The organism is Bradyrhizobium sp. BLXBL-03 (genome assembly GCF_051853015.1).
In the GTDB taxonomy this organism is placed as follows: domain Bacteria; phylum Pseudomonadota; class Alphaproteobacteria; order Rhizobiales; family Xanthobacteraceae; genus Bradyrhizobium; species Bradyrhizobium manausense.
In genome coordinates this window covers 4967847-4985136 of the sequence record NZ_CP182470.1, presented here as the reverse complement: position 1 = coordinate 4985136, position 17290 = coordinate 4967847, and the positions used below count along the sequence as shown (strand labels likewise).

Sequence of the window (17290 nt, the reverse complement as noted above, 5' to 3'; positions counted from 1 at the left end):
TCAAGCGAAGCGAATGTGAAAATTTGCAAGACGTGGACGCGTGACGTGCCAAATTATCTCGGTCTCGATGGATTTCGGTTCGGCTGGGTTGCTGCGTGGATCGATGACCGCGGCCAGCATGGATTTGATTATGCACCTGGCCTGGCGCGTCTGCTCGCGATGCCGCATGCGCGGGCGATGATCGACATGCCGATTGGGCTGATGCCGAGCGGCTATCGGACATGCGATCTGCATGCGCGCGAACTGATCGGCCCCGCCGTGTTTCTAGGAGCCCGCCGCGATCTCTGGACATTTCCCGACATGGCGGCGGCGAACAGGCATTACTGGGAGCGCGAAGGCAAGGGCAGGGGCGTCTCTGCGCAGCTCTGGAATATCAGGGACAAGATCAGGGACGTCGACGAGATCATGACGCCGGCACGGCAGGCGACGATCGGCGAGGCGCATCCGGAATTGATCTTCCGGAATCTTGCCGGGGGAGTCCGGCTTGCGACGAAGACGTCGGCGGAAGGCCGCGAGCAGCGCATTGCACTGCTGGTGCAGCGCGGCTTCACGCGCCTGCCGAAATGGCTGACGCAACGCCATGGCACCGGCATAGGCCGCGACGATCTGATCGATGCCTGCGCTTGCGCGGTCGCGGCGCGCGACAGCACGGAGCGTCTGGGCGGCGATGAGATCGATCCGCGTGGTCTGCGGATGGAGATCAACTACTGAAGCGGCTGGCGGCTCAAGAATCCGGGAAAAACAGGCAAATTATTTGAACCACAAAGGAACTGGCGACAGCCGGTCTGCGTTCCCCGTGCGAACCGAATTGAGAGAAGCTCGTGCGATGAATGATGCCAGTCAGTTCGCGACCGCCATGCTCGCGCTCGTTTTTGTCGGAGCATTGCTCGTCACCGGGCAGCTCTTCATCGAGCAGCGCGCCCAGCGCGACGCGGTCTACGCCACCAGCCATTTGCTGCGGCCATTGTGATCGGGATTCCTCGACAGAGATCGGTGTAACGACGATCCGGCCTTGCGCCATGTCCCGGCCCGCCTAGATTAATCAGAATCTCTCGCAAGCGCCCGGGGCCACGATGTCTGACTTATCCGCCTTTCCGATCACCAGGCGTTGGCCCGCCAAGCATCCCGAATTGCTTCAGCTCTATTCGCTGCCGACGCCCAACGGCGTGAAGGTTTCGATCATGCTGGAGGAGATCGGGTTGCCGTACGAGGTCCATCTCGTCGATTTCGGCAAGGACGACCAGAAGACTCCGGAATTCCTCTCTCTCAATCCGAACGGCAAGATCCCGGCGATCCTCGATCCCAACGGTCCCGGCGGCAAGCCGCTGCCGCTGTTCGAGTCCGGTGCGATCCTGCAATATCTCGCGGAGAAGACCGGCAAGCTGCTGCCGCAAGATGCCACCCGGCGCTACGAGACCATCCAATGGGTGCATTTCCAGATGGGCGGGATCGGGCCGATGTTCGGCCAGGTCGGCTTCTTCCACAAATTCGCCGGCAAGGATTTTGAGGACAAGCGGCCGCTGGAGCGATACGTCAGCGAGTCCAAGCGCCTGCTCAGCGTGATGGAGGCGCATCTTTCCGGCCGGCAATGGTTCATGGATGACGACTACACCATCGCCGACATTTCGATGCTCGGCTGGGTACGTAACCTCATCGGTTTCTACGGCGCCAGCGACCTCGTTGAATTCAGCCGGTTCAAGTCGGTCGGTGCCTGGCTCGAGCGCGGGCTGGCGCGTCCGGCCGTGCAGCGTGGCTTGAACATTCCAAAGCGCCCTTGAAGCTAGCTCAGCGCCTTGTAGGTCATGTAGAGCGCCATCAGGGCGACGAGGGCGATCATGCTCCGGCGCAGCACTGTCTTGCTGACGCCGTTGGCCGCGTGGGCGCCGAGATCGGTGCCGACCCAGAGGCCGGCAACGATGCCGATGATGGCGGGCCAGCCGACCATCAGGCCCTTGCTCCAGTAGATCCAGGCGGCCGGGATATTGGTCGGGATCACCGAGAAGATCAGGCTGACGAGTTGCGCCTGATGCTGCGGCACGCGCAAGCCCGCGGCAAGGCCGACCGTGATCGCGAGGCCGCCGCCGATGCCCATGAAGCCGGAGGAAAAGCCCGCAAGTCCGCCGATGAGGAGCAGGGGAGGCCAGGGCAAACGCTCGCGATCACCGGCGCCAGCGTCCTTGCGGTCGCGACGCAGGATCAGAAGCGCGATCAGCGCGACAAGATAGACGACATAGGTCGATTGCAACACCGCATCGCAGACGGCGGCTGCGGCATGGCCGCCGCCCACAGCGCCGATCAGAAATCCGATGCCGATCCAGACGATCCATGGCAGCGGGCTGCGGTTACCGTTCTGCCAATAGCGGCGCACGCCGGCGAGGCCCGTCGGCGGAATCTGGGTGAGGAGCGACGTGCCCTGCGCGACGTGCTGCTCGGCGCCGAGCAGCAGCACGCTGAAGATGACGAGGCCCCCGCCCGGACTCGTGCCGCTGAAGCCCGAAGCCAGCCCCGCGGCAAGGCCGACACCGCCGCCGGCGAGAAGCTCGTGAACCCAGGACATCGCTCACGCCCTCGTCCGTCGCTTGATGTCGGGCTTGGCCGTGCGAAAGCCGTCGATCACGGTGGCGACGGCCGCCATGCAGGCCGCGATGTCAAAATCCTCGCCCCAGCATTTTTGCAGGACAAAACCCTGGAAGATCGCGATCAGCACGCGCGCGATCGCATCCGCGCCGATATCGCGCTTGATCAGGCCGTCGTGCTGGCCGCGCTCGACCAGCGTCACGATCAGCGCGCGCGGCAGGTCGATGCCTTCGACGACGCTGGCGCGAACGCGGCGGTTGCGCAGCGCCTCGGCCCAGCCGTGGATGCCGACACGGCGCCGTGCTTCGCCCGCGGGATCGGTGAGCCATTGCGCATAGACGCGCACCAGCGCGTGCAGTCCCTCGATCGGATCGCCAGACCCTTGCGCGACCGAGTTGAGGACGGCCTCGCGGCGATGCCGGTCATCGGCGAGCGCCTCGATCAGATCGTCCTTGCTCTGGAAGTAGAGATAGACCGCGCCATGGCTCAGTCCCGATCGCTGCACGATGTCGGCCATGCCGGTCTGGTGAAATCCGTCTTCGGAGAAGCAGGAAAGGGCCGCTTCGAGGATCTGCTGTCGCCGGTCTTCACGCTTCTTGTCGCTGATCTTGGGCATCCGTCCGGTCCATAAATAACTGACAGATTGATCGTTTTAAGAAGGTGGCAGGAGCTAGCAAAATCAAGCCGATCAAAATAAAAAACGATCAGTCAGTCATTTATCTTTGCGAAGAGGGTTTAGGTCAAGCCCCGGCCGCTGGGCCGTGGATGAGGAGGATGAAGCGATAGGCGGCTTGCGAAGGCGTCTCGGCTAGAACAGCCGTCCGCCGTTCGGCACCGGCTTGCTCGGCTGCATCAGCACGACCTTGCCGTCGGCATCGGGGAAGCCGAGCGTCAGCACCTCGGACACCACAGGTCCGATCTGGCGCGGTGGGAAATTGATGACGGCAGCGACCTGCTGCCCGACCAGCGTTTCGAGCGGATGGTTTTCGGTGATCTGCGCTGAGCTCTTGCGCACGCCGATGGCCGCGCCGAAGTCGATCCCCAGCCGCCAGGCCGGCTTGCGCGCCTCAGGAAACGGCTTGGCGTCGACGATGGTGCCGACGCGGATATCGACTGCGAGGAACGTATTGAAGTCGATGGTCGGCGCGGCGGCAGCAGTGGGATCGTGCGTGACGTGCATGGTGTATCCATTGGGAAGAGGTCGAAAGCGTCGTTCGCAACATTGTCGCGCGATCAGGAGTTGCGTACAACGCCACAGCACGTCACGACACATGCGCGAGGACCGTCTTGCCCAACATCATCTACGGCATCAAGAACTGCGACACCATGAAGAAAGCGCGAAGCTGGCTCGACAGCCATGGCGTCGCCTACGAGTTCCACGACTACAAGGCCGCAGGCGTCGAGAAGGACAAGCTCAAGCAATGGAGCGACAAGCTCGGCTGGCAGACGCTGCTCAATCGCGCCGGCACGACCTTCAAGAAGTTGCCGGACGCCGATAAGGAGGGCCTGACGGAAAAGAAGGCGTTGGCGCTGATGCTAGCGCAACCATCGATGATCAAGCGGCCGGTGCTCGAAATCGGCGGCAAGCTCCTGGTCGGGTTCAAGCCTGATATTTACGACAAGGAAGTCGGCGCAAAGGTGCGCAAGAGCTAGTTCACCTCGATGATCTCGCCGGTAACTCCGGGCGCACCGGGCTGATCGGCAAATTCCACGACGTCGGCGGCCGCGATGCGGCCAGGGGCGCGGTGAAACAGGTCGTGGTCGATCACCGTGCGCAGCTTCGGCCGCGGTGGCGCGTCATTTCCGCGCATCAGATTCTTGATCTCGAAGCCGCCGTCCTCGCAGAAGGTCTTGAGCGAGGCGATGACGTGGCTGACCTTGTCCTCGGCCAGGAAAGGCAGCAGCAGCCGCTCATAGGCCACGACGCGGCCGTAGATATCCTCGACATCGGCGATGCTGTAGACCGGAAGTCCGCGCGCGACGCATTCGTGATAGATCGGCATCACGAATGGCGCGAGACGGGGCCCGACATAGTCGTCGAGCAGAACTCCCTTGCCGGTATGGCCATAGGCGCAGGAGATCCGGGTGCCTTCGCTCTGGATGGTCAGGCGCGGCGTCGACGTCGAATGGTCCACCGTGTAGTAGATGAGATCGGACAGTTCTTGCTCGAGCCGCGCGGGCTGATACTCCCAGATCGCAGGGGCAGTCTGATGGCGCGCATAAAGTCGCAGCCACGTGTTGAGCAGGTCACGTTGCTTGATTGACTTGACGACGGAGGGAGCGGAGCTGGCGAAATCCAAAACAATCGTCCGGCGAGTGAACCGGCGCATGATCTCGCTCGCGGGAAAATTTTTGATGAAGGCTGGCGCGCGGAAGCAAAGACCGTTAACGACGACTTGATGACCGGTGTCTTGCGAGCCGGGAAGCCGGCAGGGCGATAACACCAAGCCTCCAACTAAGGGAGCATAAGGCTCCCCGCCAAAGGCCTGATCTGCTCAGCTTTCCGCCTTGCCTAACCCCCGTCAACTCCGGCATATTCCGCGCCCGGAGGCGGCGTTCCGGGACAGGCTCCAAGGCCTCCGGAAAGCCGAAGCAACAAGGATAGCCACGCACATTGTGCGGGCAGGGGGAAATCTGTTTGGCCGATGAGTTCATTCTCGAAACGGAAGGCTTGACCAAGGAGTTCGCGGGCTTCTTCGCCGTCCGCGACGTTGCGCTCAAGGTTCGCCGTGGCAGTATCCACGCGTTGATCGGCCCGAACGGTGCGGGCAAGACGACGTGCTTCAATCTTCTGACCAAGTTCCTCAAACCGTCTGCCGGAAAAATCCTGTACAACGGACAGGACATCACGGCGATGGCGCCCGCTGACGTGGCACGCCTGGGGCTGGTGCGTTCGTTCCAGATCTCGGCGGTGTTTCCGCATCTCACCGCGCTGGAGAATGTTCGTGTCGCGCTCCAGCGCCAGCATGGCTCCTCCTTCGATTTCTGGCGCTCCAAGTCCGTGCTCAACCGCTTCAATGAGCGGGCGCGCGAGCTGTTGAACGACGTCGGCCTCAGCGAGTTTGCCAATACGCCTGCAGTCGAGATGGCCTATGGGCGCAAGCGCGCGCTCGAGATCGCAACCACGCTCGCGCTCGATCCGGAAATGATGCTTCTGGACGAGCCGATGGCCGGCATGGGCCACGAGGACATCGACAAGATCGCGGCGCTGATCAAGCGGATCTCGGCGAAATATACCATCCTGATGGTCGAGCATAATCTGAGCGTCGTCGCCAATCTCTCCGACATCATCACCGTGCTGACGCGCGGGCAGGTGCTCGCGCAGGGGCATTATTCCGAGCTCACCAAGGACGAGCGCGTCAAGGAAGCCTATCTGGGGGCCGGTCATGCCTGAGACTGCAATGGCTGAGGCCCCGATGAAGGGTGCAACCGGCGGCAATATCCTCCAGGTTCGCAACTTGGAGGCCTGGTACGGCGAGTCCCACATCCTGCACGGGATCAATTTCGACGTGAATGCGGGCGAGGTCGTCACGCTGCTCGGGCGCAACGGCGCCGGCAAGACCACCACGCTGAAGTCGATCATGGGTATCATCGGCAAGCGGACCGGCTCGGTCAAATTCAACAATCAGGAGATCATCCGCGCGACCTCCGACAAGATCGCGCGCATGGGAATCGCCTTCTGCCCGGAGGAGCGGGGAATTTTCTCCAGCCTCGACGTGAAGGAGAACCTGCTGCTGCCGCCGGTGGTTCGAGCAGGCGGATTGCCGCTCGAGCAGATCTTTGACCTGTTTCCGAACCTGAAGGAGCGGCTGAGCAGCCAGGGCACCAAGCTGTCCGGCGGTGAGCAGCAGATGCTTGCGATCGCGCGCATCCTGCGCACGGGCGCAAGCTTTCTGATGCTGGATGAGCCGACCGAAGGCCTGGCACCCGTCATTATCCAGCAGATCGGTCACACCATCGCGCGGCTCAAGAAGGAAGGCTTCACGATCCTTCTGGTCGAGCAGAACTTCCGCTTCGCGTCCACCGTCGCCGACCGTTATTATGTGGTCGAGCACGGCAAGATCATTGACGGATTTTCCAATTCGGAGCTTGCCGCCAACATGGACAAGCTCCACGCCTATCTCGGTGTTTAGGGCATGATCAGGAAGTGCGTAGCGTTCTCCGAAGAGACCATGCTGAAGCCGAAGAACTGCCAACGAGAAAATTCAAAAGGAAAGTTGCATGAAGACCAGGTCGATTGCGTCATTGCTGCTGACCACCGCGCTCACCTTCGCCGCAGCAGGCGAAGCGTCCGCGCAGGACAAGGCCGTCAAGATCGGCGCGCTGTCCGATCAGTCCGGCCTGTACGCCGACCTCGGCGGCCCCGGCTCGACGCTCGCCGCGCAGATGGCAGTTGAAGATTCCGGCCTCGCCGCAAAAGGCTGGAAGATCGACGTGATCTCGGGCGATCACCAGAACAAGCCGGACATCGGCACCGCGATCGCGCGGCAGTGGTTCGACGTCGACAAGGTCGACGTCATCGTCGACGTGCCGAATTCGGGCGTGGCGCTCGCCGTCAACAACGTCGTCAAGGAAAAGAACGGCGTCTACATCAATTCCGGTGCGGCGACCTCGGACCTTACCAACGCGCAGTGCTCGCCGAACACCGTGCACTGGACCTACGACACCTACATGCTCGCCCACACCACGGGCCAGGCGCTGGTGAAGGCCGGTGGCGACACCTGGTTCTTCCTGACCGCGGACTACGCCTTCGGTGCGGCGCTGGAGCGCGATACCACTGCGGTCGTCACCGCCAATGGCGGCAAGGTGGTCGGCGGGGTCAAGCATCCGCTCAACACCCCGGACTTCTCCTCGTTCCTGCTCCAGGCGCAGGCCTCCAAGGCCAAGATCATCGGCCTTGCCAATGCCGGCGGTGATACGACCAACACGATCAAGCAGGCTGCCGAGTTCGGTATCGGCAAGGGCGGCCAGAAGCTCGCAGCGCTGCTGCTGTTCCTCACCGACGTCAAGGCGCTTGGTCTGGAGACCGCGCAGGGCCTGAACTTCACCGAGACGTTCTACTGGGACATGGACGACAAGGCCCGCGCCTTCTCCAAGCGCTTTGCCGCAAAGATGAAGAACAGCGCTCCACCGACCATGGTGCAGGCAGGCGTCTATGCCGGCGTACGCCACTATCTCAAGGCGCTGGAAGCGCTTGGCGGCAATCCACATGACGGCGTCAAGGTCGTCGAGAAGATGAAGTCGATGCCGACCGAGGACGATCTGTTTGGCAAGGGCGAGATCCAGCCCAACGGCCGCACCATCCACAACGCCTATCTGTTCGAGGTGAAGAAGCCCTCCGAGTCCAAAGGACCGTGGGACTTCTACAAGCTCGTCGGCACGGTGCCGGGCGATCAGGCTTTCACGCCGCTCTCCGAGAGCAAATGCGCGCTGCTCAAGAAGTAAGACCAACAGCCCGCCGGCCGTAAGCCGGCGGGCGCTACTTTGGGAACGCCGAAGGGACCGGGTGCGAGATCGATGCAGGCTCTTTACGCACAGCTACTGGTGGGACTGATCAACGGCTCGTTCTACGCGCTGCTCAGTCTCGGGCTCGCCGTGATCTTCGGCATGCTCAACATCATCAATTTCGCCCATGGCGCGCTCTACATGATGGGCGCCTTCGTCGCCTATTTCCTGCTGAACATCGGCGGCATCAGTTACTGGTGGGCGCTGCTGCTGGCGCCGGTCATCGTCGGCATCTTCGGCATGATCCTGGAACGGACCATGCTGCAGTGGTTGACCGGGCTCGATCACCTCTACGGCCTGCTGCTGACCTTCGGCATCGCGCTGATCGTGCAGGGCGTGTTCCAGAACTATTTCGGCTCCTCCGGCCTGCCTTACGCCATTCCGGACCAGCTCAAGGGCGGCATGAATCTCGGCTTCATGTTCCTGCCCGTTTATCGCGGCTGGGTCGTCATCTTCTCGCTGGTGGTGTGTCTGGCCACCTGGTTCCTGATCGAGAAGACGCGGCTTGGCGCTTACCTGCGCGCCGCAACCGAAAATCCGACGCTGGTCCGCGCCTTCGGCATCAACGTGCCGCGCATGATCACGCTCACCTACGGGCTCGGCGTCGGCCTTGCCGCGCTCGCCGGCGTGCTGTCGGCGCCGATCAACCAGGTTCGGCCGCTGATGGGCGCCGACCTCATCATCGTGGTGTTTGCGGTGGTGGTGATCGGCGGCATGGGATCGATCATGGGATCGATCATCACCGGTTTTGCCCTCGGTGTGATCGAGGGCCTGACCAAATATTTCTACCCCGAGGCCTCCAACACCGTCGTGTTCGTGCTGATGGTGCTTGTGCTCCTGGTGAAGCCAACGGGATTGACGGGAAGGGCAGCCTGACATGACAGCCTTGACGGACGATACGCTGCGGGTCACGCCGCGCGCCATGCGTGACGAGATGGTCTTGTTCGCGGTGATGGCGCTGCTGCTGGCTGCGGTGCCGTTTACGGGCGTGTATCCGTTCTTCGTGATGCAGGCGCTGTGCTTTGCGCTGCTCGCCTGCGCTTTCAACCTGTTGATCGGCTACGGCGGCTTGCTGTCCTTCGGACACGCGATGTTCCTCGGCACCGCCGGATATTGCAGCGCGCACGCCCTGAAGGTGTGGGCACTGCCGCCGGAACTCGGCATCCTCGTCGGCATTGTCGCGGCCTTCGCGCTCTCGCTCGTCACGGGCTATATCTCGATCCGCCGCCAGGGCATCTACTTCTCGATGATCACGCTGGCGCTGTCGCAACTGCTGTATTTCATCTACCTCCAGGCGCCGTTCACCCATGGCGAGGACGGCATCCAGGGCATCCCGCAGGGGCACATGTTCGGCGTGCTCGATTTGTCCAAGCCGACCGTGCTCTACTATGTCGTGCTGGTCGGCTTCCTCGCCGGCTTCCTGCTGATCTACCGCATCATCAACTCGCCCTTCGGCGAGGTCCTGAAGTCGATCCGCGAGAACGAGCCGCGTGCGATCTCACTGGGCTATCGGACCGACCAGTACAAGTTCCTGGCGTTCGTCCTGTCGGGGACGCTGGCGGGTTTCGCCGGTGCACTGAAAGTGTTCGTGGCGCAGAACGCCTCGCTCACCGACGTGCACTGGTCGATGTCCGGCGAGGTCGTGCTGATGACGCTTGTCGGCGGTCTCGGGACCATTTTCGGTCCCGTGGTCGGCGCCTTCGTCATCATTGCCATGCAGCAATATCTGGCCGGCTTCGGCCAGTGGGTGACGGTGATCCAAGGCTCGATCTTCGTGATCTGCGTGCTCACCTTCCGCCGTGGCGTCATCGGCGAAATCGCGCATTACTTTCGGAGATCTTTCTAAGATACTGATATAACATAAGTTTTTATGGGGAAGTGAATCCGGTGGATGATCCCGCCTGGCGGGCGTGAGATGACACGCGCACGAGGCGAAAATGGTCTATGACGGTTGCGTGACGGTCCGCCCGGACCGGGTCATTTGCACCAGGTAGACTATCCCCATGATGCGTTGGTTTCGCGCTTTCCTGCCCAAGGAAGAACGGTTCTTCGACCTGTTCGACCGCCATGCCCAGACTGTTATCCAGGGCGCCATCGCGCTCCAGGGCGTGCTGAACGGCGGCGAGGAGACGCCGGTCTATTGCCAGCGCGTCAGCCAGTTCGAGAACGACGCCGACAACATCACCCGCGAGGTGCTGACGGCGGTGCGCCGCACCTTCATTACGCCGTTCGACCGGGGCGACATCAAGAACCTCATAACCTCGCTGGACGATGCCATCGACCAGATGCAGCAGACGGCCAAGGCCGTGATGCTGTTCGAGGTCCGCACCTTCGAGCCGCCGATGCGCGAGATCGGCGCGCTGCTGATCGAATGCGCCAATCTGGTCGGCCGCGCGCTGCCACTAATGCAGCAGATCGGCAAGAACGTGGCGATGCTGACCGCGATCACGGAGGAGCTGACCAAGCTCGAGGGCCGCGTCGACGATCTTCATGACATCGGCCTGAAGGAGCTGTTCCTCAAGCATCGCACCGGCAACGCCATGGATTTCATCGTCGGCGTCGAGATTTATGATCACCTTGAAAAAGTGGCCGATCGCTTCGACGATGTCGCGAACGAGATCAACAGCATCGTCATTGAGCAAGTGTAGCGCATGATCCGGAAAAGTGTGCAGCGGTTTTCCTTCGCGACAAACGCGGAATGCGTTTGCGCGGAGATCATCCGCAAAGCTTAGAGCAGGGGCCGCGCCGTGGATGCTGCCGTCTTGGGCCCCCTGGGTCTTCCCGTCCTGGTCGGACTGATCGCCGTCGCGCTGCTGTTCGACTTCCTGAACGGCCTGCACGACGCCGCCAATTCGATCGCGACCATCGTCTCGACCCGGGTGCTGCGGCCGCAATTCGCGGTGTTTTGGGCTGCGTTTTTCAATTTCGTCGCCTTCATGGTGTTCGGCCTGCACGTTGCCCAAACCATCGGTACCGGCATCATCGATCCCGCCATCGTCGATGCCCAGGTGATCTTTGCGGCGCTGGTCGGCGCCATCGTCTGGAATCTCGTGACCTGGGGGCTCGGCATTCCCTCCTCGTCCTCGCATGCGCTGATCGGCGGCCTTGTCGGCGGCGGCATGGCCAAGGCGGGAATCTCGGCGGCGGTGTGGAGCGGTCTGTCCAAGGCCGTGCTTGCGATCGTGCTATCGCCGCTGGTGGGCTTTCTGCTCGCAATGATGCTGGTCGCGGTCGTGTCATGGCTCTCGGTACGCTCGACGCCGTTCGCGGTCGACCGCGCCTTCCGCATTCTGCAATTCGCCTCGGCCTCGCTCTATTCGCTCGGCCACGGCGGCAATGACGCGCAGAAGACGATGGGCATCATCGCCGTGCTGCTGTATTCGCAGGGTCAACTCGGCAGCGAATTCTCGGTGCCGTTCTGGGTGGTGCTGTCCTGCCAGGCCGCGATGGCTCTCGGCACGCTGATGGGCGGCTGGCGTATCGTCCGCACCATGGGCTTGCGCATCACCAAGCTGACGCCGATGCAGGGCTTTTGCGCCGAGACTGGCGGCGCGGCGACGCTGTTCATGGCGACGTTCCTCGGCGTGCCGGTCTCGACCACCCACACCATCACCGGCGCCATCGTCGGCGTGGGTGCAGCGCGCCGCGTCTCGGCGGTGCGCTGGAACGTGGCGAGCTCGATCGTCTATGCCTGGGTCATCACGATCCCGGCGTCAGCCGTCGTCGCGGCACTGAGCTGGTGGGCGGTCCAGCTCTTCAAGTAACGAGCTTCAGCCCGGCGATGCCCGCCACGATCAGCCCGATGCTGCCGAGGCGAAGCGCCGTGGCCGGCTCGCCGAACAGGAAGATGCCAAGCGTCGCCGTGCCGACCGCGCCGATGCCGGTCCAGACCGCATAGGCAGTTCCAACGGGCAGCGACTTCAGGGCGATGCCGAGCAGGATCACGCTGCCGGCCATGGCCGCGAGCGTGATGCCGGAGGGAACCAATCTGGTAAAACCCTCGGTGTATTTCAGGCCGATCGCCCAGGTGATCTCGAGAAGACCGGCGACGAACAGGATGCTCCAGGCCATGACGACCCTCCATTCACGGCAGGGCCGTCCCCGCTAGGCTGATAAGCAGGAAGGCCGTCCTCCCCCAAACCAATTTGGCCAGGGCCGATATGGGGCTGGCCGAAGGGCTGCGCAATCACCACATCAGGCTTGATCCGGCCCATTTTCCCTGCCAAACGCTCCCGCCATGTCCGACATTGCCGCCACCACAGCCGAATCGCCGGCCCGTTCCCCGCTTGCCGCTGAAGTGTCGCGGCGACGCACCTTTGCGATCATCTCGCATCCGGACGCCGGTAAGACCACGCTGACCGAAAAGCTGCTGCTGTTTGGCGGCGCCATTAATCTCGCCGGCCAGGTCAAGGCCAAGGGCGAGCGCCGCAACACCCGCTCGGACTGGATGAAGATCGAGCGCGAGCGCGGCATCTCGGTCGTGACCTCGGTCATGACCTTCGAGTTCGAGGGCTTGGTGTTCAACCTGCTGGACACGCCAGGCCACGAAGACTTTTCGGAAGACACCTACCGTACGCTCACCGCGGTGGATTCCGCCGTCATGGTGATCGACGCCGCCAAGGGCATCGAGGCGCGGACGCGAAAGCTGTTCGAGGTCTGCCGTCTTCGCGATATCCCGATCATCACCTTCATCAACAAGATGGATCGCGAGAGCCGCGACGTGTTCGAGCTGCTCGACGAGATCGAGAAGACGCTGGCGCTCGACACCACGCCGATGACCTGGCCGGTCGGCCGGGGACGCGACTTCCTCGGTACCTATGACGTCATCGACGGCGGTGTGCGCCTGCTCGAAGGCGGGGGCGCCAAGACTGGCGCTGCGCAGCAGATCGAGATTGCCGAGCTCGCCAAGCTCAACGCCAATCTCGATGCGTCTGCCGTGAAGGAGGAGCTTGAGCTCGTCACCGAGGCCTCGAAGCCGTTCGAGCTCGAGGCATTCCGCGAGGGCCATCTGACGCCGGTCTATTTCGGCAGCGCGCTGCGCAATTTCGGCGTCGGCGACCTGCTCGAAGGTCTTGGCAAGTTCGCTCCCGAGCCGCGCGCGCAGGACAGCGACCAGCGCAAGGTCGAGGCGACCGATCCGCGCATGAGCGCCTTCGTGTTCAAGATCCAGGCGAACATGGATCCGAACCACCGCGACCGCATCGCGTTCGCGCGCCTCTGCTCCGGCAAGCTCAGTCGCGGTATGAAGGCAAAGCTGGTACGCACCGGCAAGAGCATGCCGCTGTCGAGCCCGCAATTCTTCTTTGCCCAGGACCGTTCGGTGGCGGACGAGGCCTTTGCCGGCGACGTCGTCGGCATTCCCAATCACGGCACGCTGCGCATCGGCGATACGCTGACCGAAGGCGAGGACTTCAATTTCGTCGGCGTGCCGAGCTTCGCACCCGAAATCGTTCGCCGCGTCCGTCTCACCGATGCGATGAAGGCGAAGAAGCTGAAGGAAGCGCTTCAGCAGATGTCGGAAGAGGGCGTCGTGCAGGTGTTCCGTCCGCGCGACGGCGCACCGGCGCTGGTCGGGGTGGTCGGCGCGCTGCAGCTCGACGTGCTCAAGGCGCGGTTGGAGGCGGAATATTCATTGCCGGTCGAGTTCGAGGTCAGCGAGTTCCAGCTCGCGCGCTGGGTCTCCTCGGAGGATCGCAAGAAACTCGACGCCTTCATCGCCGCCAATACCTCCAGCATCGCCGATGACGTCGACGGCGATCCCGTGTACCTCGCCCGGAACGAGTTCTATCTCGGCTACACCAAGGAGCGCGCCGAGGGCATCGAGTTCACCAACGTCAAGGACGTCAAGAAGAAGGGGTAGGGTGCTCCTGCGCCCACCGCCGCGTGGGGGCACACACTGCGCAGCCACACCCTCCGTTGTCATGCCCCGGCTTGACCGGGGCATCCAGTACGCCGCAGCCCATCGATTCAATCACTGCCGTCTCGGAGCACTGGGTCGCCCGGTCCCGGCTCCGCCAAGGCTACGCCGAGGCCCACACGAGTGCTCGGCACGCCGAAGCTTCAGCGAAGGCGGCGAGCCGGGTGACGACACCGATGTTTGAGCGCGAGCATGTGAACGCCCGCGGGCTTGACGGTCCCACAGACGGTGCCACGTTTCGCTCACATGACCTCGCGGGCCTAAAGCATGTGGCGCGGCATCCTCCTTCTCCTGCTGTTGGCGATATCAACCGTCGCCGCTGACGCGCAGCGTCGCCGGATCAATCCAATCCCGTTTGCGCATGAGCCGTGCAGTGTGCTCGATTTCAGGCCCTGCACGCCGTCCTATTGCAGTCCGCTCGAGCCTGGTCCCTGCATTCCCGAGATCGACTATCCCTACGGCGAGAACCTTCAGCTCACGATCGAGAGCGTGCCGGCGGAGGCTGAGCGGGCCAAGTATCAAAAGCCGGATCACGATCTCGATACGATCGGCGACCTCTTTGCCGAGCTGCGCACGTGCTGGTCGCCGCCGTCCGACAATGTGCGCGCAGGCATGCAGATGGCCGTCCGCTTCAGTTTCAACAAAGCCGGCGGCCTGATCGGCCCGCCGCGGCTGACCTTTGCGACCGCTGGAGTCCCCGCCGATATCAGAACCACCTACCTCAACGCGATCAATTCGTCTCTGAACGCCTGTCTGCCGCTGAAGTTCACCAGCGGCCTCGGTGGTGCTTTGGCCGGACGGCCAATTGCAATCCGCTATGTCGACAATCGAGAGCCCGGAAAGTAGCGCGTCAGTTGCGATCGGCGGCCAATGGATGATACCTCAGAGGCGGGGCGCTGGTTAAGGGGAGGATGTCGTGGGTCTGCTGGTCATGATCCTGGGGCTGGTGCTGTTTTTCGCCGCCCATGTTTTCACAACGAAGCGAGACGCACGCGCGCAGGCGATCGCGCAGCTGGGTGAGGGGACCTACAAGATCCTCTATTCGGTCGTCTCGCTTGCAGGGCTGGCGCTGATCGTCTGGGGCTTTGGCCATTATCGTTCGACCGGCTGGATCGACGTCTGGTATCCGCCCAGGGCGCTAAAGCACATTACGGTCGCGCTGATGCTGCCTGCCGTCATCCTGGTGGTCGCCTCCTATTTGCGCGGGCGCATCTATGCGACGCTGAAGCATCCGATGCTCGCCGGCGTGAAGCTTTGGGCGTTTGCGCATCTGCTCGCCAACGGCGATCTCGGCTCCATCATCCTGTTCGGCTCGTTCCTGGGCTGGGGCGTGTATGACCGTATCTCGCTGAAGCATCGCACCGATAGCGGCGGGCCGCCGATTCCGGTGGGCGGTGTCACCAATGATCTGATTGCAGTGGCCGTCGGCATTGTCGCCTATCTGGCGCTGTCCTTTGCATTCCATCCTGTCGTGATCGGTGTTCCCGTGATGGGATAGCCGGTCAACGCAAGACATCGCCTCCGTGCTCATGCGCGGAAGGAGACAAAAGCAAGAAGATGAGGGTCTGCCGATGGACTGGTCGCAATCTCAGATTCCGCCGATGCACCTCGAGGCGCGCTTTGGCGATCGGGTGGTGCCGGCCTTCGTCGATCGGCCTTCGAGCTTGTGGGCAATGATTGCGGAGACCGCCGCGCGCAACGGCGACAGCGAAGCGCTCGTCTGCGGCAATGTCCGGCTGAGCTGGCGGCAAACGGCGGAGCAGGCGGCGCGGATTGCATCAGGTTTTCGCAAGCTCGGCCTGCAACGCGGTGAGCGCGTTGCGATCCTGCTCGGCAACCGCATCGAATTTCCGTTGTTGCTGTTCGCCGCCGCGCATGAGGGGCTGGTTACGGTGCTGCTCAGCACGCGCCAGCAGAAACCCGAGATCGCTTATGTGCTCGCTGATTGCGGCGCCAGAATCCTCATCCACGAGGCGGCGCTCACCGAACGGCTGCCGGATGCGCGCGATGTCCCTGAAGTGATCCACCGCATCGCGATCGATGATGACACCAAGCTTTCGCGCTTCTCCTTGCTCTCCGACAACGCGCCGGCCCCAACGCCGATCGAGACGAACGAGGAGGACACCGCGATGATCCTCTATACCTCGGGTACGACGGGCAAGCCGAAAGGCGCCATGCTCGCCCATTGCAACATCGTGCATTCCTCGATGGTGTTCGTCTCCTGCCTGGAATTGACGGCGGCCGACCGCTCGATCGCAGCCGTTCCGCTCGGTCACGTCACCGGCGTCGTCGCCAACATCACGACGATGATCTGCTGCGGCGGCGCTCTGATCATCATGCCGGAATTCAAGGCGGCCGATTACCTCAAGCTCGCGGCGCGCGAGCGCGTCACCTACACCGTGATGGTGCCGGCGATGTACAATCTCTGTCTGCTGCAGCCGGATTTCGACAGCTATGATCTCTCGAGCTGGCGCATTGGCGGCTTCGGCGGCGCGCCGATGCCGGTCGCGACCATCGAGAGGCTCAAGGCAACAATTCCTGGCCTGAAGCTCGCAAATTGCTACGGCGCGACCGAGACGACGTCGCCGTCGACCATCATGCCGGGCGAGCTGACGGCGAGCCATATCGACAGCGTCGGCCTGCCGTGTCCGGGTGCGCGGATCATCGCGATGGGGACGGATGGCCGCGAACTTCCAGCCGGCCAGATCGGCGAGCTCTGGATTCAGAGTGCCTCTGTCATCAAGGGCTACTGGAACAATCCGAAGGCCACGGCAGAAAGCTTTACCGCCGGCTTCTGGCATTCGGGCGATCTGGGTTCAGTCGATGCCGATGGGTTCGTCCGCGTGTTCGACCGGCAGAAGGACATGATCAATCGCGGCGGCCTCAAGATCTATTCGGCCGAGGTGGAATCCGTGCTGGCGGGCCATCCCGCCGTGGTCGAGAGCGCGATCATCGCAAAGCCGTGCCCGGTGCTGGGCGAGCGCGTCCACGCGGTCGTGGTCACGCGCGCACAGGTCGGCAGCGACGACTTGCGGGCCTGGTGCGCCGAGCGGCTGTCTGATTACAAGGTGCCGGAGACAATGGTGATCACCGCCGAGCCCCTGCCGCGCAACGCCAACGGCAAGGTCCTGAAGCGACATCTGCGGGAGCTCTGGTAGGGTCTCCCGCAGCTCCGGACCATCCCGGATTGGCCGTTAACGCCTTGATCGGCCTTGCTTTGCCTTGCCACCGCCATATCGATAGGGTATCGCCGCCGCCAAATGGGGACGGGCTTTCGACGCGCGCGATCTG

The 17290-nt window shown here is 62.8% G+C and carries 20 protein-coding genes; 15 read left to right on the top strand and 5 right to left on the bottom strand.

What is annotated here, in order from left to right; all coding sequences use genetic code 11:
- The first annotated feature begins 45 nt into the window (after positions 1-45).
- From ACNJX9_RS24035 to ACNJX9_RS24025, 3 genes are all read left to right on the top strand, one after another.
- Positions 46-711 (top strand): DUF429 domain-containing protein, encoded by a 666-nt coding sequence (locus tag ACNJX9_RS24035; protein WP_057759026.1) that lies wholly within the window; start codon positions 46-48, stop codon positions 709-711.
- A 115-nt stretch (positions 712-826) separates the two neighbouring features.
- Positions 827-970 carry a hypothetical protein gene (locus ACNJX9_RS24030; RefSeq protein WP_164934179.1) on the top strand — a complete coding sequence of 48 codons (144 nt, stop codon included), beginning with the start codon at positions 827-829 and terminating at the stop codon, positions 968-970.
- A gap of 103 nt (positions 971-1073) precedes the next feature.
- Positions 1074-1778 (top strand): glutathione S-transferase family protein, encoded by a 705-nt coding sequence (locus tag ACNJX9_RS24025; RefSeq protein WP_439404492.1) that lies wholly within the window; start codon positions 1074-1076, stop codon positions 1776-1778.
- Between the two features lie 2 nt (positions 1779-1780).
- On the opposite strand, the gene ACNJX9_RS24020 is transcribed toward ACNJX9_RS24025, so the two are convergent.
- The 3 genes from ACNJX9_RS24020 to ACNJX9_RS24010 form a co-directional block, all read right to left on the bottom strand.
- Positions 1781-2557 carry a sulfite exporter TauE/SafE family protein gene (locus ACNJX9_RS24020; protein WP_439404491.1) on the bottom strand — a complete coding sequence of 259 codons (777 nt, stop codon included), beginning with the start codon at positions 2555-2557 and terminating at the stop codon, positions 1781-1783.
- Positions 2558-2560: 3 nt separating this feature from the next.
- Complete coding sequence (locus ACNJX9_RS24015) at positions 2561-3193, bottom strand: TetR/AcrR family transcriptional regulator (protein WP_439404489.1); 633 nt, start codon at positions 3191-3193, stop codon at positions 2561-2563.
- Between the two features lie 192 nt (positions 3194-3385).
- Positions 3386-3757, bottom strand: coding sequence for a tRNA-binding protein (locus ACNJX9_RS24010; RefSeq protein WP_439404487.1), 372 nt, complete (start codon positions 3755-3757; stop codon positions 3386-3388).
- A 107-nt stretch (positions 3758-3864) separates the two neighbouring features.
- On the opposite strand from ACNJX9_RS24010, the gene ACNJX9_RS24005 reads away from it, so the two are divergent.
- Positions 3865-4230 (top strand): ArsC family reductase, encoded by a 366-nt coding sequence (locus ACNJX9_RS24005; protein ID WP_439404486.1) that lies wholly within the window; start codon positions 3865-3867, stop codon positions 4228-4230.
- On the opposite strand, the gene ACNJX9_RS24000 is transcribed toward ACNJX9_RS24005, so the two are convergent.
- The gene (locus ACNJX9_RS24000) at positions 4227-4907 is read right to left on the bottom strand and encodes a hypothetical protein (protein WP_439404485.1); all 681 of its coding nucleotides are present in this window, start codon (positions 4905-4907) and stop codon (positions 4227-4229) included. The two genes, ACNJX9_RS24005 and ACNJX9_RS24000, sit on opposite strands and share 4 nt — an antisense overlap.
- 308 nt (positions 4908-5215) lie before the next feature.
- On the opposite strand from ACNJX9_RS24000, the gene ACNJX9_RS23995 reads away from it, so the two are divergent.
- The 7 genes from ACNJX9_RS23995 to ACNJX9_RS23965 all read left to right on the top strand — a co-directional run bounded on the left by ACNJX9_RS23995 (position 5216) and on the right by ACNJX9_RS23965 (position 11846).
- Positions 5216-5971, top strand: coding sequence for an ABC transporter ATP-binding protein (locus ACNJX9_RS23995; RefSeq protein WP_439404484.1), 756 nt, complete (start codon positions 5216-5218; stop codon positions 5969-5971).
- On the top strand, positions 5964-6710 hold the full coding sequence (locus ACNJX9_RS23990) for an ABC transporter ATP-binding protein (protein WP_057758045.1): 747 nt from the start codon (positions 5964-5966) through the stop codon (positions 6708-6710). The genes ACNJX9_RS23995 and ACNJX9_RS23990 overlap by 8 nt, the downstream gene beginning before the upstream one ends.
- A gap of 88 nt (positions 6711-6798) precedes the next feature.
- Complete coding sequence (locus ACNJX9_RS23985; protein ID WP_057758043.1) at positions 6799-8022, top strand: ABC transporter substrate-binding protein; 1224 nt, start codon at positions 6799-6801, stop codon at positions 8020-8022.
- A 72-nt stretch (positions 8023-8094) separates the two neighbouring features.
- Complete coding sequence (locus ACNJX9_RS23980; RefSeq protein WP_057758041.1) at positions 8095-8958, top strand: branched-chain amino acid ABC transporter permease; 864 nt, start codon at positions 8095-8097, stop codon at positions 8956-8958.
- 1 nt (position 8959) lies between these two features.
- Entirely contained in the window at positions 8960-9928 is a 969-nt protein-coding gene (locus tag ACNJX9_RS23975; protein ID WP_439404482.1) for a branched-chain amino acid ABC transporter permease, read from the top strand.
- 157 nt (positions 9929-10085) lie between these two features.
- Positions 10086-10730 (top strand): DUF47 domain-containing protein, encoded by a 645-nt coding sequence (locus ACNJX9_RS23970; protein ID WP_057758037.1) that lies wholly within the window; start codon positions 10086-10088, stop codon positions 10728-10730.
- A 99-nt stretch (positions 10731-10829) separates the two neighbouring features.
- A complete protein-coding gene (locus tag ACNJX9_RS23965) occupies positions 10830-11846 on the top strand; it encodes an inorganic phosphate transporter (RefSeq protein ID WP_271603051.1) in 1017 nt (338 codons plus the stop codon).
- On the opposite strand, the gene sugE is transcribed toward ACNJX9_RS23965, so the two are convergent.
- Positions 11839-12153, bottom strand: a complete 315-nt coding sequence (sugE, locus tag ACNJX9_RS23960) for a quaternary ammonium compound efflux SMR transporter SugE (RefSeq protein ID WP_439404481.1) — start codon at positions 12151-12153, stop codon at positions 11839-11841. The two genes, ACNJX9_RS23965 and sugE, sit on opposite strands and share 8 nt — an antisense overlap.
- A 166-nt stretch (positions 12154-12319) precedes the next feature.
- Between sugE and ACNJX9_RS23955 the strand changes: the two genes are divergently transcribed.
- From ACNJX9_RS23955 to ACNJX9_RS23940, 4 genes are all read left to right on the top strand, one after another.
- Positions 12320-13942: a peptide chain release factor 3 gene (locus tag ACNJX9_RS23955; protein WP_057758030.1), complete on the top strand. Its 1623-nt coding sequence runs from the start codon at positions 12320-12322 to the stop codon at positions 13940-13942.
- Positions 13943-14266: 324 nt separating this feature from the next.
- A complete protein-coding gene (locus tag ACNJX9_RS23950; protein ID WP_439404480.1) occupies positions 14267-14845 on the top strand; it encodes a hypothetical protein in 579 nt (192 codons plus the stop codon).
- 70 nt (positions 14846-14915) lie between these two features.
- Positions 14916-15497, top strand: a complete 582-nt coding sequence (locus ACNJX9_RS23945) for an NnrU family protein (protein WP_057758026.1) — start codon at positions 14916-14918, stop codon at positions 15495-15497.
- Between the two features lie 73 nt (positions 15498-15570).
- Entirely contained in the window at positions 15571-17157 is a 1587-nt protein-coding gene (locus tag ACNJX9_RS23940; RefSeq protein ID WP_439404478.1) for a class I adenylate-forming enzyme family protein, read from the top strand.
- Positions 17158-17290 lie beyond the last annotated feature (133 nt).